Annotated in this window: 25 protein-coding genes and 1 pseudogene; 7 read left to right on the forward strand and 19 right to left on the reverse strand. The window is 70.5% G+C overall.

From position 1 onward, the window contains the following. Together A5696_RS18355 and yajC are read right to left on the reverse strand one after the other, a co-directional pair. Window positions 1–279 (reverse strand): annotated as a pseudogene (locus tag A5696_RS18355) (protein translocase subunit SecD); the annotation flags it as partial. A 45-nt stretch (window positions 280–324) separates the two neighbouring features. Beyond that, window positions 325–660, reverse strand: coding sequence for a preprotein translocase subunit YajC (gene yajC, locus A5696_RS18360; protein ID WP_067882121.1), 336 nt, complete (start codon window positions 658–660; stop codon window positions 325–327). 112 nt (window positions 661–772) lie between these two features. On the opposite strand from yajC, the gene gabT reads away from it, so the two are divergent. Both gabT and car read left to right on the forward strand, forming a co-directional pair. After that, the gene (gene gabT, locus A5696_RS18365; RefSeq protein ID WP_067882124.1) at window positions 773–2,113 is read left to right on the forward strand and encodes a 4-aminobutyrate--2-oxoglutarate transaminase; all 1,341 of its coding nucleotides are present in this window, start codon (window positions 773–775) and stop codon (window positions 2,111–2,113) included. 141 nt (window positions 2,114–2,254) lie between these two features. Beyond that, window positions 2,255–5,779 carry a carboxylic acid reductase gene (gene car / locus A5696_RS18370; RefSeq protein ID WP_067882127.1) on the forward strand — a complete coding sequence of 1,175 codons (3,525 nt, stop codon included), beginning with the start codon at window positions 2,255–2,257 and terminating at the stop codon, window positions 5,777–5,779. Between the two features lie 61 nt (window positions 5,780–5,840). Here car and A5696_RS18375 read toward each other — a convergent pair whose 3' ends face one another. The 6 genes from A5696_RS18375 to ruvC form a co-directional block, all read right to left on the reverse strand. Next, complete coding sequence (locus A5696_RS18375; RefSeq protein WP_067882129.1) at window positions 5,841–6,605, reverse strand: hypothetical protein; 765 nt, start codon at window positions 6,603–6,605, stop codon at window positions 5,841–5,843. Between the two features lie 114 nt (window positions 6,606–6,719). Then, a complete protein-coding gene (locus A5696_RS18380; RefSeq protein ID WP_067882134.1) occupies window positions 6,720–7,106 on the reverse strand; it encodes a DUF1304 domain-containing protein in 387 nt (128 codons plus the stop codon). Between the two features lie 138 nt (window positions 7,107–7,244). Continuing rightward, window positions 7,245–7,895, reverse strand: a complete 651-nt coding sequence (locus A5696_RS18385; protein ID WP_067882137.1) for a hypothetical protein — start codon at window positions 7,893–7,895, stop codon at window positions 7,245–7,247. Between the two features lie 110 nt (window positions 7,896–8,005). Further along, entirely contained in the window at window positions 8,006–9,052 is a 1,047-nt protein-coding gene (gene ruvB, locus A5696_RS18390; protein WP_067882140.1) for a Holliday junction branch migration DNA helicase RuvB, read from the reverse strand. Further along, a complete protein-coding gene (gene ruvA, locus A5696_RS18395) occupies window positions 9,049–9,645 on the reverse strand; it encodes a Holliday junction branch migration protein RuvA (protein WP_067882143.1) in 597 nt (198 codons plus the stop codon). The genes ruvB and ruvA overlap by 4 nt, the downstream gene beginning before the upstream one ends. After that, window positions 9,642–10,208, reverse strand: a complete 567-nt coding sequence (gene ruvC / locus A5696_RS18400) for a crossover junction endodeoxyribonuclease RuvC (RefSeq protein ID WP_067882156.1) — start codon at window positions 10,206–10,208, stop codon at window positions 9,642–9,644. Before ruvC ends, ruvA begins: the two co-directional genes overlap by 4 nt. A gap of 151 nt (window positions 10,209–10,359) precedes the next feature. On the opposite strand from ruvC, the gene A5696_RS18405 reads away from it, so the two are divergent. Genes A5696_RS18405 through A5696_RS18425 form a run of 5 tightly spaced genes read left to right on the forward strand, consistent with a single transcriptional unit; the run spans window position 10,360 to window position 13,976 of the window. Next, a complete protein-coding gene (locus tag A5696_RS18405; protein WP_067882159.1) occupies window positions 10,360–10,971 on the forward strand; it encodes a DUF4178 domain-containing protein in 612 nt (203 codons plus the stop codon). A gap of 10 nt (window positions 10,972–10,981) precedes the next feature. After that, window positions 10,982–11,488, forward strand: coding sequence for a DUF2617 family protein (locus A5696_RS18410; protein ID WP_067882161.1), 507 nt, complete (start codon window positions 10,982–10,984; stop codon window positions 11,486–11,488). Continuing rightward, window positions 11,485–11,916, forward strand: coding sequence for a DUF4247 domain-containing protein (locus A5696_RS18415; protein ID WP_067882243.1), 432 nt, complete (start codon window positions 11,485–11,487; stop codon window positions 11,914–11,916). The genes A5696_RS18410 and A5696_RS18415 overlap by 4 nt, the downstream gene beginning before the upstream one ends. 33 nt (window positions 11,917–11,949) lie before the next feature. Beyond that, window positions 11,950–12,405 carry a DUF350 domain-containing protein gene (locus A5696_RS18420; protein ID WP_067882164.1) on the forward strand — a complete coding sequence of 152 codons (456 nt, stop codon included), beginning with the start codon at window positions 11,950–11,952 and terminating at the stop codon, window positions 12,403–12,405. Then, a complete protein-coding gene (locus tag A5696_RS18425; protein WP_067882168.1) occupies window positions 12,402–13,976 on the forward strand; it encodes a polyamine aminopropyltransferase in 1,575 nt (524 codons plus the stop codon). The genes A5696_RS18420 and A5696_RS18425 overlap by 4 nt, the downstream gene beginning before the upstream one ends. Here A5696_RS18425 and A5696_RS18430 read toward each other — a convergent pair. The 11 genes from A5696_RS18430 to thrS all read right to left on the reverse strand — a co-directional run bounded on the left by A5696_RS18430 (window position 13,973) and on the right by thrS (window position 23,941). Further along, the gene (locus tag A5696_RS18430; protein ID WP_067882170.1) at window positions 13,973–14,329 is read right to left on the reverse strand and encodes a hypothetical protein; all 357 of its coding nucleotides are present in this window, start codon (window positions 14,327–14,329) and stop codon (window positions 13,973–13,975) included. The genes A5696_RS18425 and A5696_RS18430 overlap by 4 nt on opposite strands. Continuing rightward, a complete protein-coding gene (locus A5696_RS18435; RefSeq protein WP_067882173.1) occupies window positions 14,326–15,081 on the reverse strand; it encodes a YebC/PmpR family DNA-binding transcriptional regulator in 756 nt (251 codons plus the stop codon). Before A5696_RS18435 ends, A5696_RS18430 begins: the two co-directional genes overlap by 4 nt. A 138-nt stretch (window positions 15,082–15,219) precedes the next feature. Then, window positions 15,220–15,816 carry a pyridoxal 5'-phosphate synthase glutaminase subunit PdxT gene (gene pdxT, locus A5696_RS18440; protein WP_067882176.1) on the reverse strand — a complete coding sequence of 199 codons (597 nt, stop codon included), beginning with the start codon at window positions 15,814–15,816 and terminating at the stop codon, window positions 15,220–15,222. Continuing rightward, on the reverse strand, window positions 15,813–16,649 hold the full coding sequence (gene tesB, locus A5696_RS18445) for an acyl-CoA thioesterase II (RefSeq protein WP_067882179.1): 837 nt from the start codon (window positions 16,647–16,649) through the stop codon (window positions 15,813–15,815). Before tesB ends, pdxT begins: the two co-directional genes overlap by 4 nt. Window positions 16,650–16,663: 14 nt before the next feature. Continuing rightward, window positions 16,664–17,581: a pyridoxal 5'-phosphate synthase lyase subunit PdxS gene (gene pdxS / locus A5696_RS18450; RefSeq protein ID WP_067882182.1), complete on the reverse strand. Its 918-nt coding sequence runs from the start codon at window positions 17,579–17,581 to the stop codon at window positions 16,664–16,666. A gap of 45 nt (window positions 17,582–17,626) precedes the next feature. Next, on the reverse strand, window positions 17,627–18,664 hold the full coding sequence (locus tag A5696_RS18455; protein ID WP_067882185.1) for an NUDIX domain-containing protein: 1,038 nt from the start codon (window positions 18,662–18,664) through the stop codon (window positions 17,627–17,629). Next, a complete protein-coding gene (locus tag A5696_RS18460) occupies window positions 18,664–19,788 on the reverse strand; it encodes a glycosyltransferase family 4 protein (RefSeq protein WP_067882190.1) in 1,125 nt (374 codons plus the stop codon). Before A5696_RS18460 ends, A5696_RS18455 begins: the two co-directional genes overlap by 1 nt. After that, complete coding sequence (locus A5696_RS18465; RefSeq protein WP_067882191.1) at window positions 19,788–20,699, reverse strand: phosphatidylinositol mannoside acyltransferase; 912 nt, start codon at window positions 20,697–20,699, stop codon at window positions 19,788–19,790. The genes A5696_RS18460 and A5696_RS18465 overlap by 1 nt, the downstream gene beginning before the upstream one ends. After that, entirely contained in the window at window positions 20,696–21,328 is a 633-nt protein-coding gene (gene pgsA, locus A5696_RS18470) for a phosphatidylinositol phosphate synthase (RefSeq protein ID WP_067882194.1), read from the reverse strand. The genes A5696_RS18465 and pgsA overlap by 4 nt, the downstream gene beginning before the upstream one ends. Further along, the gene (locus A5696_RS18475) at window positions 21,325–21,894 is read right to left on the reverse strand and encodes an HIT domain-containing protein (protein WP_067882197.1); all 570 of its coding nucleotides are present in this window, start codon (window positions 21,892–21,894) and stop codon (window positions 21,325–21,327) included. The genes pgsA and A5696_RS18475 overlap by 4 nt, the downstream gene beginning before the upstream one ends. Next, window positions 21,887–23,941 (reverse strand): threonine--tRNA ligase, encoded by a 2,055-nt coding sequence (gene thrS, locus A5696_RS18480; protein WP_067882246.1) that lies wholly within the window; start codon window positions 23,939–23,941, stop codon window positions 21,887–21,889. Before thrS ends, A5696_RS18475 begins: the two co-directional genes overlap by 8 nt. Window positions 23,942–23,995: the final 54 nt, after the last annotated feature.

Raw genomic sequence — 23,995 nt, forward strand, 5'->3', positions numbered from 1 at the left:
GTCGCCGTCGACCACGACCTCCGACCCGGACACGCCGAGCCCGTTGACGCGGGCGCTGATGATCTGCTGCGCCTGCGCCAAGGCCTCCCGGCTCGGCCGCGAGCCGTCCGGCGTGCGGGCCGTCAGCGTGACGCGGGTGCCGCCCTGCAGGTCGATGCCCAGCTTCGGCGCGGCCCGCTTGTCGCCCGTGAGGAACACCAGGAGGTAGGCGCCGATCAGCAACAACAAGAAAACCGACAGGTAGCGGGCAGGGTGCACCGGCGCCGAAGACGATGCCACGTTCCTCGTATCTCCTTGAGATTCGGTTTCTTACCCCGACAGAGCCTAGTGTCGGCCGCCGTCCCGGTCGTCGACGCCCTCGTCGTCCAGGGTGTCGAGGGCGTCGTGCTCGACGGGGTCGTCGGGCAGGATCTTGTCGCGCACGGCCAGCTTCATCCAGGTGGTCACGATGCCGGGCGAGATCTCCAGGTCGACGGTGTCGTCGGTGATCGCGACGACGGTGGCCTCCAGACCGGACGTGGTGTGCACCCGGTCGCCGGGCCGCAACGACTCCTGCAGGTCGATGGTGGCCTGCATCGCCCGGCGCTGGCGACGCTGCCCGAAATACATGATGCCGATCATGATGATCACGAACGGCAAGAACAGGATCAAGCTATTCATGCGGCCAGTCTGCCAGCATCGCAGGTCGCCACTTACTGACCCCGCTCACTCGCGCCCGAACGGATAGGCTTGAACGGCGACGTGACATGCGCGCCGCGGTGAGGAGGACGTCGTGGCCAGCCTCGAGCAGAGCCGCCAGCTGGTCACCGAAATCCCCGGTCCCACATCGCTGGAGCTGACCAAGCGCCGGGCCGCCGCGGTGTCGGGCGGCGTCAACATCTCCCTGCCGGTGTACGTCGCACGCGCCGGCGGCGGCATCGTCGAGGACGTCGACGGCAACCGGCTCATCGACCTGGGATCCGGGATCGCGGTCACCACCATCGGCAACTCCTCGCCCCGCGTGGTGGACGCGGTGCGCGCGCAGGTGGACGACTTCACCCACACCTGCTTCATGGTGACCCCGTACGAGGAGTACGTCGCCGTCGCCGAGCAGCTCAACCGCATCACCCCGGGCTTGGGCGAGAAGCGCTCGGTGCTGTTCAATTCCGGCGCCGAGGCGGTCGAGAACGCCGTCAAGGTCGCGCGCTGCCACACCCGCAAGCCCGCCGTCGTCGCGTTCAACCACGCCTATCACGGGCGCACCAACCTGGCGATGGCGCTCACCGCCAAATCCATGCCCTACAAGAGCGGCTTCGGCCCGTTCGCGCCGGAGGTCTACCGGGCGCCGCTCTCCTATCCCTATCGGGACGGGCTGCACGACAAGGAACTTGCCGCCGACGGGGAGAAGGCCGCCGCGCGCACCATCGGGATCATCGAGAACCAGGTCGGCGCCGACAGCCTGGCCGCCGTCATCATCGAGCCGATCGCCGGCGAGGGCGGATTCATCGTGCCCGCCGAGGGGTTCCTGCCCGCGCTGCTCGACTGGTGCCGTCGCAACGACGTGGTGTTCATCGCCGACGAGGTGCAGACGGGGTTTGCGCGCACCGGCGCGATGTTCGCCTGCGAACACGAAGGGATCGTGCCTGACCTGATCTGCACCGCCAAGGGCATCGCCGACGGATTACCGCTGTCGGCGGTCACCGGCCGCGCCGAAATCATGGACGCATCGCATGTCGGCGGTTTGGGCGGCACCTTCGGCGGAAACCCCATCGCGTGTGCGGCGGCACTTGCCACCATCGCCACGATCGAGAGTGACGGACTTATCGAGCGGGCGCGGCAGCTGGAACGGCTGATCACCGAGCCGTTGTTGCGCCTGCAGGCCGCCGACGACCGGATCGGCGACGTGCGGGGCCGCGGCGCCATGATCGCGATCGAGTTGGTGAAGTCGGGCACCGCCGAGCCCGACGCGGAGCTGACCCGCAAGCTGTCCACCGCGGCCCACGCGGCCGGGGTGATCGTGTTGACGTGCGGCATGTTCGGCAACGTCATCCGGCTGCTGCCGCCGCTGACGATCAGCGACGAGCTGTTGATCGAGGGCATCGACATCCTGCGCCGCATCCTGGCCGACCTCTGATCCCGGGCCGCCGGAGGGTGCGCAACGTCACAACTTAGGTGTTCCGTTGAGGAATACCATTAGTTTAGCTAACGTTCTAGCCTTCAGCGCAGCGTCGCGCGATCGAGCTAGTTACTCCTTAAACCAGTCAAGGGAAGCTGTATGTCGACTACCACCACCTCCGAAGAGCGGCTCGCACGCCGAGTCGACGACCTCACCGCCAAGGACCCCCAGTTCGCCGCCGCCCGGCCCGATCCCGCGGTGGCCGCGGCCCTCGAACACCCCGGCCTGCGACTGCCCCAGGTGATCCGGACCGTGCTGGAGGGTTACGCGGAGCGACCGGCGCTGGGCCAGCGCGTCGTGGAGTTCGTGAGGGACGCCAAGACGGGCCGCACCACGCTCGAGCTGCTCCCCCGCTACGAGACGTTCACCTTCCGCGAGGTCGGCGAGCGGGCCGGCCCGCTGGCGCGCGCCCTGAGCCACGGCCTGCTGAGCGCCGGCGACCGCGTTTGCGTGCTGGGCTTCAACAGCGTCGACTACGCCACCATCGACATTGCGCTGGGCCTCGCCGGCGCGGTGTGCGTTCCGCTGCAGACCAGCGCCGCCATTACACAGCTGCAGCCGATCGTCGCCGAGACGCAGCCGAGCCTGGTCGCGTCCAGCGTCAACCAGCTGCCCGAGGCCGTCGAGCTGCTCCTGAGCGGTCACGCGCCGGCCGAACTCCTCGTCTTCGACTACCACCCTGAGGTCGACGACCAGCGCGAGGCCGTCGAAGCCGCCCGCGCACGGCTGGCCGACGCCGACGTCGTCGTCGAGACCCTGGCCGACGTCCTCGACCGCGGGAGGTCGCTGCCCGACGCGCCGCTGCCGGCGCCCCAGGACGACGACCCGCTGGCGCTGCTGATCTACACCTCCGGCAGCACCGGCGCACCCAAGGGCGCGATGTACCCGGCGCGCAACGTCGGGAAGATGTGGCGCCGGTCGAGCCACAACTGGTTCGGCGAGACCCCCGCGTCGATCACCCTCAACTTCATGCCGATGAGCCACGTCATGGGCCGCGGCATCCTCTACGGCACCCTCGGCAACGGCGGCACCGCCTACTTCGCCGCCCGGAGCGACCTCTCGACCCTGCTCGAGGACCTCGAGCTGGTGCGACCGACCGAGCTGAACTTCGTGCCGCGGATCTGGGAGACCCTGTTCGGCGAATTCCAGCGCCAGGTCGACCGGCGGCTGCCCGATGGCGCCGGCCCCGACGAGCGCCGGGCCGTCGAGGCCGAGGTCCTCGACGAGCAGCGTCAGTACACCCTGGGCGGCCGGTTCATCTTCGCGATGACGGGCTCGGCGCCGACCTCACCCGAGCTGCGGAACTGGGTGGAGGCGCTGCTCGAGATGCCGTTGGTGGACGGCTACGGCTCCACCGAGGCCGGCATGGTCCTGTTCAACGGCGAGGTGCAGCGCCCACCGGTCGTCGACTACAAGCTGGTCGACGTGCCGGACCTGGGCTACTTCGCCACCGACCGGCCGTACCCGCGCGGTGAGTTGCTGCTCAAGACCGAGAACATGTTCCCTGGCTACTACAAGCGGGCCGAGACCACCGCGAACGTGTTCGACGAGGAAGGCTTCTACCGGACCGGCGACGTCTTCGCCGAGGTCGCTCCCGACAAGCTGACCTACGTCGACCGCCGCAACAACGTGCTCAAGCTGGCGCAGGGCGAGTTCGTCACGCTGGCCAAGCTGGAGGCCGAGTTCGGCAACAGCCCGCTGGTCCGCCAGATCTACATCTACGGCAACAGTGCGCAGCCCTACCTGCTGGCGGTCGTGGTCCCCACCGAGGATGCGTTGCAGCGGTACGCGGTCGACGAGCTGAAGCCGCTGATCGCCGACTCGCTGCAGGGCGTGGCGCGAGACGCAGGCCTGCAGTCCTACGAGGTGCCGCGCGACTTCCTCATCGAGACCACGCCGTTCAGCCTGGAGAACGGCCTGCTGACCGGCATCCGCAAGCTGGCGTGGCCGAAGCTCAAGCAGCACTACGGCGAGCGGCTCGAGCAGCTCTACGCCGACCTGGCCGCCGGCCAGGCCAACGAGCTGAGCGAACTGCGCCGCAGCGGCGCGGACCGCCCGGCGCTCGACACCGTCAGCCGCGCCGCGGCCGCCATGCTGGGCACCGCGGCCAGCGACCTGTCCCCCGACGCCCACTTCACCGATTTGGGCGGGGATTCGTTGTCCGCCTTGACATTCGGCAACCTGCTGCGCGAGATCTTCGACGTCGACGTGCCGGTGGGCGTCATCGTCAGCCCTGCCAACGACCTGCGGGCCATCGCCGACTACATCGAGGCCGAGCGCAAGGGCACCAAGCGGCCCACGTTCGCCCTGGTACATGGCGGGGGGCACGGCCGGGACGCCACCGAGGTGCGGGCGAGCGACCTGACGCTCGACAAGTTCCTCGAGACGTCGACGCTGGCCGCCGCGCCCGAGCTGCCCAAGCCCACCTCCGAGGTACGCACGGTGCTGCTGACCGGCGCGACCGGGTTCCTCGGCCGCTACCTGGCGCTCGAGTGGCTCGAGCGGATGGACCTGGTCGACGGCAAGGTGATCGCCCTGGTGCGGGCCCGCTCCGATGAGGAGGCCCGAGCCCGGCTGGACAACACCTTCGATAGCGGCGACCCCGAGCTGCTCGCGCACTACCGCGAGCTGGCCGCCGGCCACCTGGAGGTGCTCGCCGGCGACAAGGGCGAGGCCAACCTCGGCCTGGACCAGGCGACGTGGCAGCGGCTGGCCGACACCGTCGACCTGATCGTCGACCCGGCGGCCCTGGTCAACCACGTGCTGCCGTACAGCGAGCTGTTCGGCCCCAACGCGCTGGGCACCGCCGAGCTGATCCGGATCGCCCTGACCAGCAAGCAGAAGCCGTACGTCTACGTGTCGACGATCGGTGTCGGCGACCAGATCGAGCCAGGCAAGTTCGTCGAGGACGCCGACATCCGGCAGATCAGCGCGACGCGGGCGGTCAACGACAACTACGCCAACGGCTACGGCAACAGCAAGTGGGCCGGCGAGGTGCTGCTGCGCGAGGCGCACGACCTGTGCGGGCTGCCCGTGGCGGTGTTCCGGTGCGACATGATCCTGGCCGACACCACCTACGCGGGCCAGCTCAACCTGCCGGACATGTTCACCCGGCTGATGCTGAGCCTGGTCGCGACCGGTGTGGCCCCCGGTTCGTTCTACGAGCTGGACGCCGAAGGCAACCGGCAGCGCGCGCACTACGACGGCCTGCCGGTGGAGTTCATCGCCGCGGCGATCTCCACCCTGGGGACGCAGGCGGACGGGTACCAGACGTACCACGTGATGAACCCGTACGACGACGGCATCGGCCTCGACGAATACGTCGACTGGCTCGTTGACGCCGGCTACCCGATCCAGCGCATCGCCGGCTACGGCGAGTGGTTGCGCCGGTTCGAGGGTGCGATGCGGGCCCTGCCGGAACGGCAGCGCCAGTACTCGCTGCTGCCGCTGCTGCACAACTATCAGCAGCCGGAGAAGCCGCTCCGCGGATCGTTCGCGCCGACCGACCGGTTCCGCGCCGCGGTGCAGGAGGCGAAAATCGGCCCGGACAAGGACATCCCGCACGTTTCGGCGCCGATCATCGTCAAGTACGTCACCGACCTGCAGTTGCTCGGACTGCTGTAAGGCACCGGCGCAATCGCCCAGCCCCCGCGGGGGCTGGGCGATCCGCTCTGGAGGCGGTTATTCAGCCCTGGGGGTGGGGCCAGCGCAGGTAGGCCGCGTTGGGCGACCCACCCTCCGGGCGCTGGCGGCGCCATCCCCGCTTCGGCTCGCCTTCCGACCCGTACCGATCCACCCGCGGTTGGGTCAGCGCACCCGAGGACACCTCGGCCGACGGCTCCGCGGGCGACACCTCGGCCGACGGCTCCGCCGGCCCCGGCGTGTACTTCGGCTCGGAATAGACCGGCTGGGCGTAAGCGGGGTCGGCGGTCCGCGCGGCACGTGCCTCGGCCACCCGCGTCAGGACCTCGACATCACGCGCGGATCGCACCGCCAGGCGCGCCACGGCGACGGCGCCCACGAAGATGATCAGCGCACCCAGACCGGAGAAATAGGAAACCTCGAGGACGGCCCGCTTGCGGTCGGATGCGGCGATCGGATCGCCGGCGGAACCGATGCGTAACATCGGGGCGACCTCGCCGCCGATCACGAACCACACGCCGGCGAGCACGGCCAGCCACCCGCCCACCATCGCGGTGATCCGGTTTCCGGAGAAGATCAGCAGCAGGCCGGCCAGCACCGCCGCGGCTCCGGGAAGCACCTCGAGCCAGCCCCGGCCGGTGGTCCATGCCCAGTCCTGGTCCGGCGTGTAGGCGAAATCGAAGTGGGGACCGACGAACGGTATCAACGCGCCCCAGGCACCCAGAACGACCAAGATCAATCCGCTGAGCGCGCCACGCGAGCGCGGCATCCACAACGCGCTGGGTCGGCCATTTCCTACGTCTGCCATCAATTTCCCCTCGATCGAAGCCGGACTACTTCAGCCCCGCAGGGGTACCCACGGCGCTGGCGGGTGTAACGCGGCCGATCGAGGTTGTGGCCAATGGGCCCGGTGTGTCTCGTGTTACCGGTAAAGCCCCAACACGACGAGCAGGATGGCGATCACCGGGAACGTGCCCTGGATGACGGCGGCCCGCGCCTTCTCCGGCGCGGACAGCAGCAGCACCACCGCGGCGGCTGCCATGGACCCGACCCCCGCCAGCACGAGCGCGACGCCGACGGCCGTGTCCCCCATCAGCACCGGCGGAATGCCGAGGCCGGTGACGATCGCCAGGAACAGGTTGTAGAAGCCCTGATTGAACGCGAGCAGCTTGGTGGCCTCGGCCTCTTCGGCCGACGTGCCGAACCTCGCGCGGGTGCGGGGCGACGTCCAGGTCAACGACTCCATCGTGAAGATGTAGACGTGCAGGAGGGCTGCCAGCGCGGCGAAGACCAACCCTGCGGTGAGCATCGCTCCTCCTCGCTCGTCGAACAGGCCCGGTTGCAGCGTCAAGAACAATACCGACCGGCGGTGGCCGGGACCGCTTGACGCGCAAAGGCGCCGGTAGCCAACCGTCGCAGCTGGGCTACCGGCGCCTTCGCGCGCCGGTCAGACGCCGGCGTGGTGGTGGCGTCGGCCGAAGAGGCCGCCACCGGCGCGCCGGCGGAACAGGCCGCCCCGGGCGGGCACGTCGGAGCGCGCCTCGCGGGGTGACTCGCTGTACATGGCCGGTTCCCCGGCGGGTGCGGCCGCCACGGGCGCCGGTTCGGTCACCACGACGTCCCGCGCGTGCCGAACCGCGGCGCGCGCCAGGGCCGCCCCGCCCAGGAACACGATCAGCGCGCCCAGGCCGGTGAAGTACGTGACCTCCAGCAGGGCCCGCTTCAGGTCGGTCGCGGCCGCCGGCTGACCGACGTCGCCGATACCCAGCGTCGGCGCGAACGCCCGGCCGACCACGAACCAGGCGCCCCCGAGGACCGCCAGCCAGCCGCCGAACACGGCGCTGCCCCGGTTCCCGGAGACCAGTAACAACAGGCCACCCAGGGCGGTGACCGCGCCGGGGAGCACCTCGAGCCAGCCCTTGGCGGTGGTCCACGTCCACGCCGGATCGCTCATGTACGCCCAATCGACGTTGGGCCCGAAGAAGGGGACCAACGCCCCCCACGCGCCCAACAGGATCAGGAGCAGCCCGCTCAGGGCGCCGCGGCTGCGTGGCATGTACGCACGCGGGCGTTCGTATTCGGGGCCTGTGTGCCTCATCAGAAACCTCCTACAGTAAGTACTGATGCAGCCTGGGGTACCCCGCCGACCGTGACGTAACACACAAGTGCCGCGGCGTAGCCGGGCGAAGCGGGTCGCCACCATGGGAACTAGTCGAAGAGGCCCTGTTGGCCCAGCCCGGCGGCGCCGGCCGGCGGGGTCAGGCCGAGGTGCGTCCACGCCTGCGCGGTGGCCACCCGTCCGCGCGGCGTGCGCGCGACCATGCCGGCCCGCACCAGGAACGGCTCGCACACCTCCTCGACGGTGGCGGCCTCCTCGCCCACCGCGACCGCCAGCGTCGAGACGCCGACCGGGCCGCCGCCAAAGCCGCGGGTGAGCGCCGACAGCACCGCCCGGTCCAGCCGGTCCAGGCCCAGCTCGTCGACGTCGTAAACCGCCAGCGCGGACTTGGCGACGTCGCGGGTGATCACCCCGTCGGCGCGCACCTCGGCGAAGTCGCGGACCCGGCGCAGCAGCCGGTTGGCGATCCGCGGGGTGCCCCGCGAGCGCCGCGCGATCTCGGCGCCGGCCTCGGCGCCCAGCTCGATGCCGAGGATCCCGGCCGAGCGCGCCAGCACCCGCTCCAGCTCGGCGGGCTCGTAGAAGTCCATGTGCGCGGTGAAGCCGAACCGGTCGCGCAGCGGGCCGGTCAGCGCGCCCGACCGGGTGGTGGCGCCCACCAGGGTGAAGGGCGCCACCTCCAGCGGAATCGACGTCGCGCCGGGTCCCTTGCCCACCACCACGTCGACCCGGAAGTCCTCCATCGCCAGGTAGAGCATCTCCTCGGCGGGCCGCGCGATGCGATGGATCTCGTCGATGAACAGCACGTCGTGCTCGACCAGGTTGGACAGCATCGCGGCCAGGTCGCCCGCGCGTTCCAGCGCCGGGCCCGACGTCACCCGCAACGACGAGCCGAGCTCGGCCGCGATGATCATCGCCAGCGAGGTCTTGCCCAGCCCCGGCGGGCCGGACAGCAGGATGTGGTCCGGTGTGCCGCCGCGGTTCTTGGCGCCCTCGATCACCAACTGCAGCTGCTCGCGCACCCGCGGCTGGCCGATGAACTCCCCCAAAGTCCGGGGCCGCAGGCTGACGTCGATGTCGCCCTCACCCACGGTCAGCGCCGGGGAGACGTCACGGTCGGGGTAGTCGTCCGTCATCGCGACTTGCCCAGCAACGACAGGGCGGCCCGCAGCGCACCGGACGTCGTGGCCTCATGTTCGGCGGCCAGCACCCTGTCGGTGGCCTCCTCGGCCTGCTTGGTGGCGAAACCCAGTCCGACCAGGGCCTCCACCACCGGGCCGCGGACCGCGTTGCCGTTGACGGCCGCGACGCCCGGGGTGGCACCGCCGGCGGGCGCCACCTTGTCCCGCAGTTCCAGCACCATCCGCTCGGCGCCGCGCTTGCCGATGCCGGGCACCCGGGTCAGCGCGGCGACGTCGCCGTCGTGCAGCGCGTGGCGCAGCGCCGCGGCGTCGTGCACGGCCAGCGTCGCCATCGCCAGCCGGGGCCCCACCCCCGACACCGACAGCAGCGTCAGGAACAGGTCGCGGGTGTCGGAGTCGGCGAACCCGTACAGCGTCTGCGAATCCTCACGGACGACCATCGCGGTGATCAGCCGGGCCTCGGTCCCGGTGCGCAGCGTCGCCAGCGTCGACGGCGTCGCGTTGACCCGGTAGCCGACGCCGGCGGCCTCGATCACCGCATGATCGAGCGCCACCTCGAGCACCTCCCCGCGCACCGAGGCGATCATCGGGTGGCCTTCAGCTCGGCCTGCAACCGCGCCCGGTAGGCGTGCCGCTGCTGGGCGGCCAGGGCCTCGGCGGCGGCCATCCGGGCGATCATCGGCGCCCGCCAGCAATGGCAGATCGCCAGCGCCAGCGCGTCGGCGGCGTCGGCCGGTGTCGGTTTGGCTTGCAGCGCAAGGATTCTGGTGACCATCGCGGTGACCTGCGCCTTGTCCGCGGCGCCGTTGCCGGTGACCGCGGCCTTCACCTCGGTGGGGGTGTGGAAGTGCACGTCGATGCCGCGGCGGGCCGCCGCCAGCGCGACGACGCCGCCGGCCTGGGCCGTGCCCATCACGGTCGTCACGTTCACCTGGGAGAACACCCGCTCGACGGCCACCACGTCCGGCTGATGGGTGGCCAGCCAGTGCTCGACGGCGTCGCTGATGGCCAGCAACCGCTTGGCCAGCGGCGCGTCCGACGGGGTGCGCACCACGTCGACGTCGAGCGCGACGACGTTGCGGCCACGACCGCTCTCCACGACCGACAGGCCACATCGGGTCAGTCCGGGGTCGACGCCCAGCACGCGCATTACCGGCTCCTTCATACGAACAGCTGTTCGAGAGCCTAGCGGGCGTGGCCGACGGGATCCGGTAGACACGCTGCGCCGGCCGAAAGCTGTTAACTTATAGCCCACGTTCGCTCCGGCACTGCGGCCGGCACTGTGGCATGGAAGGTTTGGTGTGGCAACACTCCTGCTCGTCCTCGCGGCCGTGCTGTTCATCGCCTCCATCGTGGTGCTGGTCATCGCTTTGCGGCGCCCGAAGAAGGCCGCCCGCCCCAGCGGACGCCAGGACCCCCTGTCCTTCAACGCGATGCCGCAGTTCGGGCCCCGCCAGCTAGGTCCGGGCGCCATCGTCAGTTACGGCGGCGTCGACTACGTGGTCCGCGGGTCGGTGACGTTTCGCGAGGGCCCGTTCGTGTGGTGGGAGCACCTGCTGGAAGGCGGCGACCAGCCGGTCTGGTTCAGCGTCGAGGAGGACGACGGGCGCCTGGAGCTGGCCATGTGGGTCACCCGCAAGGACCTCACGTTGCAGCCCGGCGACTCGTATGTCGTCGACGGCGTGGCGTTTCACGAGTCGGAGCGCGGCCACGCCTCCTACACCACCGAGGGCACCACCGGACTGCCGGCCGGCGGCGAGATGGAATTCCTCGACTGCACCAACGCCGACGAGACCGCCCTGCTGTCCTTCGAGCGCTGGGCCCCGGGCATGCCCTGGGAGATCTCGACGGGCAAGCCGGTGCTGACCGGCGAGCTCACCGTCTACCCCGCGCCCCCGCCCTCGGCCCCCTAGGTCGCGCACGGTGCCCCTCCATCGGCTCGCCGTGACCCCGGCGGACGTCTCCGGCGAGCGGCTGGGACTCGCGCTCAACGCGCCCGCGCCGGCGCCGCTGGCCACCTGCTGGCTGCGGCACCCCGACGGCGGCGCGCTGCGGCTCGGCGTCCTCGGCGCGTCGCACGTGGTTGCGGTCGAGCACGCGAAAGGCGGCTTCTCCGAGCAGGTCTCGTGCACGGCGCGGGCCGTGGGCGGCGACCTGCCGCGGCGGTCGGAGGCCCCCGGCTACCGCCTGCAATCCCGCACCGAAACGCACGACGAGGCGAGCTTCCGCCGGCTGGCGAGCGAACTGCGCGACCGGTGCGCGGGCCGCCCGGGTTGGCTCGGGGGCACCTTCCCCGGCGACGACGCGGCCCTGACCGCCCTGGCGGCCGAACCCGACGGCGCGGGCTGGCGATGGCAGACCTGGCACCTGTACCCGCGGCCGGGCTCCGGCGGCCTGGTGGTCCACACGGCGAGCAGGTGGCGGCCGTGAGCCGCAATCGCCTGTTCCTGATCTCCGGCGCGCTGGCCGTCGCGGCCGTCGCCTGCCTGGTGTTCGGAATCATCTTGCAGCAGAAGGACATCGGCTCGTACATCGCGGGCCACTACCACGAGTACTCGCGGGACGTGAACGGAACGCGCTACCTGTGCACCGGATCGCCCGAGCAGGTCGCCGACTCCCTCGCCGACTATCAGGAGCCCGAGGCGCGCGCCGCCAACGGCAGCAACCAGTACCTGCGCTACAGCAACAACATCGTGATCGTCGGTCCCGACGGCAACCAACCGTGCAGCATCCGCGTCGAACCCCTGAGCGCCGGATACAGCCACGGCTCGTTCATCTTCCTCGGCCCCGGCTTCTTCCCCGGATCCCCGTCGGGCGGCGCCGGCGGCACCCCGGGCGGCCCCGGCGGGACCAAGTGATGGCTTAGGCGATTGAAAGCAAAGGAGACAACCATGTACCTCGCCGTCGAGATCGGAACCGTCGACGTCACTCCCGTCCTGAAGGGAGCGCTCGCGACGATCCTGTACTTCGCGGTCGGCATGGCCGTGCTGCTCATCGGCTTCTACATGGTCGACTGGCTGACCCCCGGAAGGCTGCGCCAACTGGTGTTCATCGATCGCCGCCCCAACGCCGTCGTCGTCGCGGGCGCCATGTACATATCGCTGACCGCCGTCATCATCAGCGCCATCACCAACAGCTACAGCCAACTGGGGCAGGGCCTGCTCGGCGTGGCGGTGTACGGGCTGATGGGCGTGATCCTGCTGGCGATCGCGCTGCTGGCGATGCACCTGCTGATCCCGGGCAGTTTCCACGAGCACGTCGACGAGCCGGAGCTGCATCCCGGTTCGTTCGCGGTGGCGTTGATACTGCTCGCCGTGGGAGGGGTGACCGCCGCGGCGGTGTCATGACGGTCGTGGATGCTTCCCCGCGGTGGCGCGCCGTGCTGCTGGCCGCCGTCGCGGCGTGCGCGGCCTGCGGCATCATCTACGAGCTCGCGCTGCTGACGCTGTCGGCCAGCCTCAACGGCGGGGGCATCGTCGCCACGTCGCTGATCGTCGCGGGCTACATCGCCGCGCTCGGCGCCGGGGCCCTGCTGGTCAAGCCGCTGCTGGCGCACGCGGCGATCGCGTTCGTCGCCGTCGAGGCGGCCCTCGGCATCATCGGTGGGCTGTCCGCGGCGGCGCTGTACGTCGTGTTCGCGTTCCTGGACGGCTCGGTCGGCTCGACGTGGGTGCTGGCGGTCGGAACGGCGCTGATCGGCGGCCTGGTCGGCGCCGAGGTGCCGCTGCTGATGACGCTGCTGCAACGCGGGCGCACGGTGGACGCCTCCGATTCCGGCCGGGCGCTGGCCAACCTCAACGCCGCCGACTACCTGGGCGCGCTGCTGGGCGGGCTGGTGTGGCCGTTCCTGCTGCTGCCGCAGCTGGGCATGATCCGCGGCGCGGCGGCCACCGGCATCGTCAACCTCGCGGCGGCGGCCGTGGTGGCGCTCTTCCTGCTGCGGCGCGTCGTCTCGCCGCGGCAACTCGCGACGGCGCTGTGCGCCCTCACCGCCGCGCTCGGCCTGCTCGCCACCCTGCTGGCGCGCTCGGGCGACATCGAAACCACCAGCAGGCAACGGCTTTACGCCGACCCGATCGTCGCCTACCGGCACACGCCCTATCAGGAGATCGTGGTGACCCGGCGTGGCAACGATATGCGCCTGTACCTGGACGGCGGCCTGCAGTTCTCCACCCGCGACGAGTACCGCTACACCGAAAGCCTGGTCTACCCGGCGCTGGGCGGTGATTTCGGCGGTGATTTCAAAGGCGCGCGCTCGGTGCTGGTGCTCGGCGGCGGCGACGGCCTGGCGGCCCGCGAACTGCTGCGCCAGCCCGGCGTCGGCAGGATCGTGCAGGTCGAGCTCGACCCCGCGGTGATCGAGCTGGCGCGCACCACCATGCGCGAAGCCAACGGCGGCGCGCTGGACAACCCGCGGGTGCAGGTGGTGATCGGCGACGCGATGACGTGGCTGCGCGGCGCCCCGGACCGGTTCGACGCGGTCATCGTCGACCTGCCCGACCCCGACACGCCCACCCTGGGCCGGCTGTACTCGACCGAGTTCTACACGCTCGCCGCCCGCGCGCTGGCCCCCGGCGGGCTGATGGTGGTGCAGGCGGGCAGCCCGTTCTCCACGCCGACGGCATTCTGGCGCACGGTCGCCACGGTCCGGGCCGCCGGCTACGCGGTCACGCCGTATCACGTGCACGTGCCGACGTTCGGCGACTGGGGCTTCGTCTTGGCGGCGCGAGGCGCCGACACCCCCGCCGCCGCGCCCGTGCCCACGATGCCGGCCGGCGCGCCCCCGCTGCGTTTCCTCAACCAGCAGGTGCTCGCGGCGGCCACCGTGTTCTCCGGTGACATCGGGCCCCGCGCCCTCGAGCCGTCGACGCTGGACAATCCGCGCGTGGTCGACGACATGCGGCGCGGCTACTACTAGGTGGCCGGGTCCGGCCGGACCGCCTGCACCGCCCACGCCGATCCTCGGCCGCGGCGGTGCTCGTCCACCTGCACGCCGGCGAACCCGGCGGCGCGACACTGCGCCGCGAAGGACTCGACCTGCTGTTCGGTCCAGCCGTGGCTCGCCAAGCCCTTGGCGCCGGGCCGGACGGCGGCCCGCCCCGCATTGCCTGGGCCACAACCGATGTCGACGACGCGGTCGGTGCCCGACACGGAGGCCAACTCGGCGGCAAAGCGGGCGTTACCGCGCCCCGTGGCGAGCATGCCCAGGGCGGCCACCAACCCGATCGCGCCGCTGAAGCCCTCGTGGTCGGCGTGATGGTTGACGATCATTCTTCGTCGAGGGCGGCCAACACCTCGTCCGAAAGGTCGACGTTGGTGTAGACGTTCTGCACGTCGTCGCTGTCCTCCAGCGCGTCGACGAGCTTGAACACCTTGCGGGCGCCGTCGACGTCGACGGGCACGCTGACCGACGGCTGAAAGCTGGCCTCGGCCGACTCGTAGTCGATGCCGGCGTCCTGCAGCGCGGTGCGCACCGCGACGAGATCGGTCGGCTCGGAGATGATCTCGAAGCTGTCGCCCAGGTCGTTGACGTCTTCCGCGCCGGCATCGAGCACCGCCGTCAGCACGTCGTCCTCGGTCAGGCCGTTCTTCTCCAGCGTGACCACGCCCTTGCGGGAGAACAGGTAGGCCACCGAGCCGGGGTCGGCCATGGTGCCGCCGTTGCGCGTCATCGCGACCCGGACCTCGCTGGCGGCGCGGTTGCGGTTGTCGGTGAGGCACTCGATCAGCACCGCCACGCCGTTGGGCGCGTAGCCCTCGTAGGTGATGGTTTGCCAGTCCGCGCCGCCGGCCTCCTCGCCCGCCCCGCGCTTGCGGGCGCGCTCGATGTTGTCGTTGGGCACCGAGGTCTTCTTGGCCTTCTGGATCGCGTCGTAGAGCGTCGGGTTGCCGGCCGGGTCACCGCCGCCGGTGCGGGCCGCGACCTCGATGTTCTTGATCAGCCGGGCGAACTCCTTGCCGCGGCGGGCGTCTTTGACGGCCTTCTGGTGCTTGGTGGTGGCCCACTTGGAATGGCCGCTCATCGGTGTTTCTACCTCTTCTGTTGCTCCATAACTCGCCCAACGAGTCTACGTGTGCGCCGAGTGTGGGCCCTAAGCACGTGATCTGCATCGAATTCGTCCACAAGCCCCACGCTCGACGGGCCAGGGGTCAGGCCCCGACTAGCTGCGGCCCCTGACGATGTCGACGAACAGGTGGTGGATGCGGCGGTCGCCGGTCATCTCGGGGTGAAACGCCGTCGCCAGCATCGGTCCCTGCCGCACCGCGACGACGTGCCCGGCCGCGGTGGCCAGCACCCGCACCCCGTCCCCGGTCCGCTCCACCCACGGCGCGCGGATGAAAACGGCGCGCACCGGCTCGTCCAGGCCCGCGAACGGTATGTCGCCCTCGAACGAGTCGACCTGCCGCCCGAAAGCGTTGCGCCGCACCGTCATATCGATCGCACGCAGCGGCAGCGCCTGCCGCCCCCGGGCGCCGGCATCGAGGATCTCGCTGGCCAGCAGGATCATGCCGGCGCACGCGCCGTAGGCCGGCAGCCCCTCGGCCAGCCGCCCGCGCAGCGGCTCGAGCAGGTCCAGGTCGAGCAGCAGGTGGCTCATGGTGGTGGATTCGCCGCCGGGGATGACCAGCCCGTCCACCGCGTCCAGCTCGTCGCGGCGGCGCACCGGCATCGACTCGGCTCCCGCCTCGCGCAGCGCCGCCAGGTGCTCGCGGGTGTCGCCCTGCAGCGCCAGCACCCCGATGCGTGGCGCGCTCACGGCCGGTACCCGCGCTTGTAGCGGGTCAGCCCCTCCTGCATGACGGCCGCGACCATCTCGCCGGTCCGGGTGAAGATCTTGCCCTGGCACAGCGAGCGGCCGCCGCTGGCCGACGGCGACGACTGGTCGTAGAGCAGCCACTCGTCGGCACGGAACGCCCGCATGAACCACATCGCGTGGTCCAGCGACGCCACCTGCAGGTGCTCCCGCACGTCGAGATGGTTGACCTGCGCGGAGCCCAGCAGCGTCAGGTCGCTCATGTAGGCCAGCGCGCAGATGTGCAGCACCGGGTCGTCCGGCAACGGGTCGCGGTGGCGAAACCACACCTGCTGCTGGGAGGCCTTGCCCGGCGAGAGTTGCAGTTGCTCGCGCGGCACGATGCAGACGTCCCACTCCTCGAACTGCTTGAACCCGGCGTCGTCGAAGACCTTGATCGAGGTCAGCCCGGGCAGGCCGTCGGGGGGCGGCGCGGCCGGCATCGGGTCCTGGTGGTGGATGCCGTCCTGATCGGTCTGGAAGGACGCCCCCATGCTGAAGATGATCTCGCCGTGCTGGATGGCGTTGACGCGCCTGGTGGCGAACGAGCCGCCGTCGCGGGTGCGCTCGACGATGAAGACCGTGGGCTCGTTGGCGTCCCCGGGGCGCAGGAAGTAACCGTGCAGCGAGTGGACCTGGTAGTGCGGGTCGACGGTGCGCACGGCCGACACCAGCGACTGCCCCGCCACGTGGCCGCCGAACGTGCGCTGGAAATATCCCGACTCCGGGCTGAACACCCGACCGCGGTAGATGTTGACCTCGAGTTGCTCGAGATCGAGGATCTCTTCGATCGCCACCGACAGCCTTCGGCTTACCAGCCGCGTTCGGCCAGGCGATGCGGCTGCGGGAGCTGCTCCACGTTGATGCCCACCATCGCCTCGCCCAGCCCGCGCGACACCTTGGCCAGCACGTCCGGGTCGTCGTAGAAGGTGGTGGCCTTGACGATCGCGGCGGCCCGGTGCTCGGGCGCACCGGACTTGAAGATGCCCGAGCCGACGAACACGCCCTCGGCGCCGAGTTGCATCATCATCGCGGCATCGGCCGGCGTGGCGATCCCGCCGGCGGTGAACAGCGTCACCGGCAGCTTGCCCGCCCGGGCCACCTCGACGACCAGCTCGTACGGTGCCTGCAATTCCTTTGCCGCGACGTACAATTCGTCCTCGGACAGCGACGTCAGCCGACGGATCTCGCCGCTGATGGCGCGCATGTGGGTGGTGGCGTTGGAGACGTCGCCGGTGCCGGCCTCGCCCTTGGAGCGGATCATGGCCGCGCCCTCGCTGATGCGCCGCAGCGCCTCACCGAGGTTCGTCGCACCGCACACGAACGGCACGGTGAACTTCCACTTGTCGATGTGGTGGGTGTAGTCGGCCGGGGTCAGCACCTCGGATTCGTCGACGTAGTCCACACCGAGGCTCTGCAGGATCTGCGCCTCGACGAAATGCCCGATGCGCGCCTTGGCCATCACCGGAATGGTCACCGCCGAGATGATGCCCTCGATCATGTCGGGGTCGCTCATCCGCGACACCCCGCCCTGTGCGCGGATGTCGGCGGGCACCCGCTCCAGCGCCATCACCGCGACGGCGCCGGCGCCCTCGGCGATCCGGGCCTGCTCGGGGGTGACGACGTCCATGATGACGCCGCCCTTGAGCATCTCGGCCATGCCGCGCTTGACCCGCGCCGTGCCCGTCACGGCCTGGCCCGACTCCACTGGCTTGTTGTCTTCGTCCATTGCGCCTCCACTCTAGTGGTCGGCGACGAGCGAGTTTCCCCCTGATCAGCGGATCGACTCGAGCAGGCCGGGGTTGCGGTCGCCGTCGGCCAGCAGGTTGGCCGCGGGCAACAGTTCGCCCAGCTGCACGGGGTAGACCTGCTCGCCGGCGGCGGTCAAAACGGCGATGTCATTCGCGTCACACCAGCGGGCCGCGTGGATGTAGCTGCGTTCCAGCTCGGTCCGCCCCGCCAGGGACGGCTCGAACCGGCTGGTGCGGTGGACCAGGTAGAACTCCTCGCTGTCGATCAGCGAGCCGTTGAACTCGAAGACCTCGTCGCGCCGCCAGATCGGCCCGACCATGTCGGCCGGCGAGACGCGCAGGCCGGTCTCTTCGGCCAGTTCCCGCGCGGCGGCCTCGGCCAGCCGCTCGCCCTTGCCCACCTCGCCGCCGACGGTGAACCACCACCGGGGCGCCGCGCCGTCGGGAAACGCCGGGTTCGCCGGGTCGGACCCGCACAGCAACAGCACCGCGCCGCTCTCGTCGAGCAGCACCACCCGCGCCGAGGTGCGGTGGTCGGGCGTGCTCAAGCCCCCGTGCGCCAGCGCGTGCTGGCGCTCGACGATCTCGAAATAGCTTGGCAGCGCGGCGGTGCCGCCGAGTTTGAAGGCGCGCACCAGGGGGCGTTCGGCAAGCGCGAGGGTGTCCCGCACCGCGTCGTTGTGAAACCGGCGGGCCAGCACCACGCGAGCCTCGGCGTCGGCCAACTCGGCGATCAGGCCCGCCGGCAGCGACGCCGGATCCACCATCGCCAGCGCGGCCGAGAGCTCGTTCTCGGCGTTCTCGCGCGCCGGGCGGGGCGCGCGTTCCGCGGCATCGGCCAGCGCCGCCAGCCGGCCGGCCTCCGGCGAACTCCCGTACGCGTCGATCGCGACGGCCCGCGCCACCACCGCGCGCCGCGCCAGCGCGCCGTCGAGCGCCTGCCACGACAGGTCGTAGCGGACATTGAGCCGGTCCAGCCGGTTGGCGGTCCGGTAGGCCCACGCGCCCAGCACGACGAGCAGGACTCCGAGCGCCGTCATGACGAGGATCGCCCACGACATCAGCTGGCCACCTGCACCTTGGCGCCCGAACCGGCGACCGTCTCGTACACCCGCATGATCTGGCTGGCCACCACCGACCAGTCGTAGCGACGCACCGCCGCCGCGGCGGCCGTCACGTAGCGCTCGCGCAGCGCGTCGTCGTCCAGCACCTCGATCAGCGCGTCGGCCAGGGCGGCGGCGTCATCGACGGGCACCAGCCGCCCGCATTCGCCGTCGCGCAGCACGCGCCGGAAGGCGTCCAGGTCGCTGGCCACCACCGGGGTGCCCGCGGCCATCGCCTCGACCAGGACGATGCCGAAGCTCTCCCCTCCGGTGTTGGGCGCGCAGTAGACGTCGGCGCTGCGCAGCGCCGACGCCTTCCCGGGGTCGTCGACCTGGCCGAGGAAGCGGATGTGGTCCGCCAATTCGCTTGCCTGAGCGCGCAATTCGTCCTCGTCACCGCGACCGACGATCAGCAGCTGCGCATCGGGGTAGCGCTCGACCACGCGGGGCAGCGCGTCGAGCAGCACCGCCATGCCCTTGCGGGGCTCGCCGTAGCGCCCGAGGAACAGCACCGTCTTGCCCGGCCGCGGGTAGCCGTCCAGCCGCGGCGCCTTTGCGAACGAGGTGACGTCGACCCCGTTGGGGATCTCCACCGCGTCGACGCCCAGCGCCTCCATCTGCCAGCGCCGCGCGAGGTCGGACACCGCGATGCGCCCGACGATCTTCTCGTGCATCGGCCGCAGGATGCCCTGAAAGACGGTCAGGGTCAGCGATTTGGTGGTCGAGGTGTGAAACGTCGCCACGATCGGGCCCTCGGCGATGTTCAGGGCCAGCATCGACAGGCTCGGCGCGTTGGGCTCGTGCAGGTGCAGCACATCAAAATCACCCAGCATGAGCCACCTCTTCACCTTGCGGTGGGTGGCCGGGCCGAACCGCAGCCGGGCCACCGACCCGTTGTAGGGAATCGGGACGGCCTTGCCCGCGGAGACGACGTAGTCGGGCAGGCGCGCGTGCGGCGAGGCCGGCGCGAGCACGCTGACGTCGTGCCCGCGGGCGCGCATCACCTCGGCCAGTTGCAGGACGTGGGACTGCACCCCGCCCGGCACGTCGAACGAGTACGGACAGACCATCCCGATCCGCATCAGGTCGCCCTCAGCCTCGCCTGCTTCGCCTCCGACAGGTCGGCCAGCCACTGCGGCTGCATCATGTGCCAGTCCTCGGGATACTCGGCGATGTTCTCGGCGAACCGATCGGCCAGCGCCTGGGTGATCGCTTGGACGTCGCCGCCGGCGCAGTCGAGTTGCGGGAACACGCGAAATCCCCATCCGTCGCCGTCGAACCAGCAGTGCACCGGAAGCAGGGCCGCCCCGGTCGCGATCGCCAGCTTCGCCGGTCCGGCGGGCATCCGGGTGGCTTCGCCGAAGAAGTCCACCTCGACACCGGTGCGGGTGAGGTCGCGATCGGCCATCAGGCAGACGAGCCGGTTGTCCCGCAGCCGGTCGCACAGCACCTCGAAGGGCGGGCGCTCGCCACCGGAGAGCGGCACCACCTCGAAGCCGAGGCTCTCGCGGTAGCGGACGAAACGCCGGTACAGCGACTCCGGTTCGAGCCGTTCCGCGACGGTGGTGAACGTGCCACGCGTCTGCGTGAACCACACCCCGGCCATATCCCAGTTGCCGCTGTGCGGCAACGCGCATATCGCGCCGTGGCCAGCGGTCAGCGCCGCATCCAGGTGTTCGGCGCCCCGGAAGGCGGCGTCGAGTTCGCCGGCCAGCGCGCGCAGGTCCATCGTCGGCAACCGGAACGCCTCCCGCCAATAGCGGCCATAGGAGGCCAGCGAGGCGCGCATCAGCGCGGCAGGCACGTCGCATGGCGCCACACCGATGACGCGGGCCAGGTTCTTGCGCAGCTGATCCGGGCCGCCGCGCCGGGCCGCATAGCGCGCGCCGGTGTCAAAGGCGTTGCGGGCCGCGAACTCCGGCAGCGCGCGCACGGCCAACCAGCCGGCCGCGTACGCCCAGTCGGTGGCCCTCCCGCCCACATCCAGGATCACGGCAGGGGCTCCGTCGCGCCGGGTGAGGTCCGCACCGTATGCAGTCGCTGCACGCAGGTGACCACGCTGGCCACCGCCAGCACCCACATCGCCACCGGCAGCGCAGGGTGCCACGCGACGTACGGAAAGTCCGACACCCCGGCGCCGACCAGCACGATGATCAGCCGTTCGGGCCGTTCGATGATGCCGCCGTCGCCGCGCAGCCCGCTGGCCTCGGCCCGGGCCTTGATGTAGGAGATCACCTGCGAGGTGACCAGGCAGATCAGCGTCGCCACCGCCAGCAGTTTGTCGTGCATGCCGAAGGCGATCCACCACAGCAGCCCGCAGAACACCGCGCCGTCGCTGACCCGGTCGCAGGTGGCGTCCAGCACCGCACCGAAGCGGGTGCCGCCGCCGCGCTCCCGGGCCATCGCGCCGTCGAGCATGTCGAAGAGCACGAAGAACCACACCACCAGCGTTCCGACGAACAGCTTGCCCATCGGGAACAGCGTCAGCGCGCCGGCCACCGCGACGACGGTGCCCAGGATCGTGACGGCGTCCGGCGTCAGCCCCATCCGCAGGCAGGCCCGGGCGGTCGGGGTGGTGAGCCGGGCGAACGCCGCCCGCGACAGGAACGGCACCTTACTCATGAGTTTCGAGCCCACTCCGTGGCCAGCAACCGCCGCGTGTCGCGCAGCAACTGCGGGATCACCTTCGACCCGCCGACGATGGTGATGAAATTCGCGTCGCCGCCCCAGCGCGGGACGACGTGCACGTGCAGATGCTCGGCCAGCGATCCGCCCGCCGACGTGCCCAGGTTGAGGCCGACGTTGAAGCCGTGCGGCCGCGACACGTTCTTGATGACGCGAATCGCCTTCTGGATGAAGGCCATCAGTTCCGCGCTTTCCGCGTCGGTCAGGTCCTCCAGCTCGGACACCCGCCGATAGGGCACCACCATCAGGTGCCCGGGGTTGTACGGGTACAGGTTGAGCACGGCGTAGACGAGTTCGCCGCGGGCGACCACCAGGCCGTCCTCGTCCGACAGCTGCGGGATGTCGGTGAACGGCTGGTCGGACTTGCCCGAAGAGTTGGAGTCGCGCTTCAGCGGCGCCTCGGCCAGGTAGTTCATCCGGTACGGCGTCCACAACCGCTGCAGGTGGTCCTGCTCGCCGACGCCCCGGTCGAGGATCGTGTCGTCGCGCTGCTCGTCAGTCACCGCCGACCACTTTCAGCGATTCCGCTGTGGGGGCGGTGTTTTCGCGGTCGGCGATCCACTTGACGATGGCGTCCACCGCGCTGTCGCGGGCCACGCCGTTGATCTGCGTGCGATCGCCGAAGCGGAAGCTCACCGCCCCGGCGGCCACGTCGCGGTCGCCGGCGAGCACCATGAACGGCACCTTCTGGTTGGTGTGGTGAACGATCTTTTTGGCCATCCGGTCGTCGCTGGCGTCCACCTCGACCCGCACACCGTGTGACTTCAACTGCGCCGCAACGCTTTCCAGGTAGGCCACGTGCTCGTCGGCGACCGGGATGCCGACCACCTGAACCGGCGCCAGCCACGCCGGGAACGCCCCCGCGTAGTGCTCGGTGAGGATGCCGAAGAACCGCTCGATCGACCCGAACAGCGCGCGGTGGATCATCACCGGGCGCTGACGGGATCCGTCCGGCGCGGTGTACTCCAGCTCGAAACGCTCGGGGAAGTTGAAGTCCACCTGGATCGTCGACATCTGCCAGCTGCGGCCCAGCGCGTCGCGGGCCTGCACAGAGATCTTCGGGCCGTAGAACGCCGCGCCGCCGGGATCGGGAACCAGCTCCAGGCCGGACTCGGCCGCCACTTCGGCCAGCGAGTTGGTGGCCTGCTCCCACATCTCATCGGAGCCGACGAACTTCTCCGGGTCCTTGGTGGACAGCTCCAGGTAGAAGTCCTCCAGCCCGTAGTCGCCGAGCAACTCGAGCACGAACCGCAGCAGCGAGGCGAGCTCGTCGTGCAGCTGTTCGCGGGTGCAGAAGATGTGCGAGTCGTCCATGGTGAACCCGCGCGCGCGGGTCAGCCCGTGCACCACACCGGACTTCTCGTAGCGGTACACGGTGCCGAACTCGAAGAGCCGCAACGGAAGCTCGCGATACGAACGCCCGCGCGCGGCGAAGATCAGCGTGTGCATCGGGCAGTTCATCGGCTTGAGGTAGTAGTCCTGGCCCGGCTTGCGCACCGTCCCGTCTTCGTTGTACTCGGCGTCGAGGTGCATCGGCGGGAACATGCCGTCGGCGTACCAGTCCAGGTGGCCCGACGTGTGGAACAGCTGCGCCTTGGTGATGTGCGGGGTGTTGACGAATTCGTACCCCGCCTCGATGTGCTTGCGCCGCGAGTACTCCTCCAGCTCCCTGCGCACGATGCCGCCCTTGGGGTGGAAAACCGCCAGGCCCGAACCGATTTCGTCGGGGAAGCTGAACAGGTCGAGTTCGGCGCCCAGCTTGCGGTGGTCGCGGCGCTGCGCCTCCTCGAGCAGCTCGAGGTGGCGGTCGAGGGCCTCCTGCGACTCCCACGCGGTGCCGTAGATGCGCTGCAGGCTGGCGTTCTTCTGGTCGCCACGCCAGTAGGCGGCGGAGCTCCGGGTCAGCTTGAACGCCGGGATGTGCTTGGTGGTCGGGATGTGCGGGCCCCGGCACAAATCGCCCCAAACCCGTTCCCGCGTGCGGGGATTGAGGTTGTCGTAGGCGGTGAGTTCGTCGCCGCCGACCTCCATGATTTCGGCGTCGCCGGACTTGTCGTCGACGAGTTCCAGCTTGTAAGGCTCGCCGGCCAGCTCGGCGCGCGCGGCGTCCTTGGACTCGTAGACGCGCCGGTCGAACAGCTGCCCGTCCTTGACGATCTGGCGCATCCGCTTTTCCAGCTTGTCCAGGTCTTCGGGCGTGAACGGCTCGGCGACGTCGAAGTCGTAGTAGAAGCCGTCGGTGATCGGCGGCCCGATGCCCAATTTGGCCTGCGGGAACAGGTCTTGGACGGCCTGGGCCAGCACGTGGGCGGTCGAGTGCCGGATGACGCTGCGGCCCTCATCGGTGTTGGCCGCCACCGGGATCACCTCGGCGTCGGCCTCGGGCGTCCAGCTCAGATCGCGCAGCTTGCCCTCGGCGTCGCGCACCACCACGATCGCGTCGGGCGCGCCGCGCCGCGGCAGCCCGGCCTCGCCGACCGCGGCGGCGGCCGTGGTCCCGGCGGGCACCCGGATCGGGGCTGCTGGGATTGGCTGTGCGGCGGCGCTCATCGGGTTGGTCTCCAACGTCTGGGTGTTTGGTCGTTGCAATGCTATCGGGGAAGG

The organism is Mycobacterium sp. E2699, from assembly GCF_001666745.1.
Classification (GTDB): domain Bacteria; phylum Actinomycetota; class Actinomycetes; order Mycobacteriales; family Mycobacteriaceae; genus Mycobacterium.

Bases quoted from the DNA above. Each gene is read 5' to 3' on its own strand.
- A5696_RS18420 (WP_067882164.1), top strand. From the start codon at position 11,950: ATGTACCTCGCCGTCGAGATCGGAACCGTCGACGTCACTCCCGTCCTG.
- ruvB (WP_067882140.1), bottom strand. From the start codon at position 9,052: ATGACGGACGACTACCCCGACCGTGACGTCTCCCCGGCGCTGACCGTG.
- A5696_RS18460 (WP_067882190.1), bottom strand. From the start codon at position 19,788: ATGCGGATCGGGATGGTCTGTCCGTACTCGTTCGACGTGCCGGGCGGG.
- yajC (WP_067882121.1), bottom strand. From the start codon at position 660: ATGAATAGCTTGATCCTGTTCTTGCCGTTCGTGATCATCATGATCGGC.
- pgsA (WP_067882194.1), bottom strand. From the start codon at position 21,328: ATGAGTAAGGTGCCGTTCCTGTCGCGGGCGGCGTTCGCCCGGCTCACC.
- A5696_RS18380 (WP_067882134.1), bottom strand. From the start codon at position 7,106: ATGCTCACCGCAGGGTTGGTCTTCGCCGCGCTGGCAGCCCTCCTGCAC.
- A5696_RS18385 (WP_067882137.1), bottom strand. From the start codon at position 7,895: ATGAGGCACACAGGCCCCGAATACGAACGCCCGCGTGCGTACATGCCA.
- A5696_RS18425 (WP_067882168.1), top strand. From the start codon at position 12,402: ATGACGGTCGTGGATGCTTCCCCGCGGTGGCGCGCCGTGCTGCTGGCC.
- A5696_RS18435 (WP_067882173.1), bottom strand. From the start codon at position 15,081: ATGAGCGGCCATTCCAAGTGGGCCACCACCAAGCACCAGAAGGCCGTC.
- thrS (WP_067882246.1), bottom strand. From the start codon at position 23,941: ATGAGCGCCGCCGCACAGCCAATCCCAGCAGCCCCGATCCGGGTGCCC.
- ruvC (WP_067882156.1), bottom strand. From the start codon at position 10,208: ATGCGCGTGCTGGGCGTCGACCCCGGACTGACCCGATGTGGCCTGTCG.
- car (WP_067882127.1), top strand. From the start codon at position 2,255: ATGTCGACTACCACCACCTCCGAAGAGCGGCTCGCACGCCGAGTCGAC.
- A5696_RS18430 (WP_067882170.1), bottom strand. From the start codon at position 14,329: ATGATCGTCAACCATCACGCCGACCACGAGGGCTTCAGCGGCGCGATC.
- A5696_RS18375 (WP_067882129.1), bottom strand. From the start codon at position 6,605: ATGGCAGACGTAGGAAATGGCCGACCCAGCGCGTTGTGGATGCCGCGC.
- A5696_RS18455 (WP_067882185.1), bottom strand. From the start codon at position 18,664: ATGTCGTGGGCGATCCTCGTCATGACGGCGCTCGGAGTCCTGCTCGTC.
- pdxS (WP_067882182.1), bottom strand. From the start codon at position 17,581: ATGGACGAAGACAACAAGCCAGTGGAGTCGGGCCAGGCCGTGACGGGC.
- ruvA (WP_067882143.1), bottom strand. From the start codon at position 9,645: ATGATCGCCTCGGTGCGCGGGGAGGTGCTCGAGGTGGCGCTCGATCAT.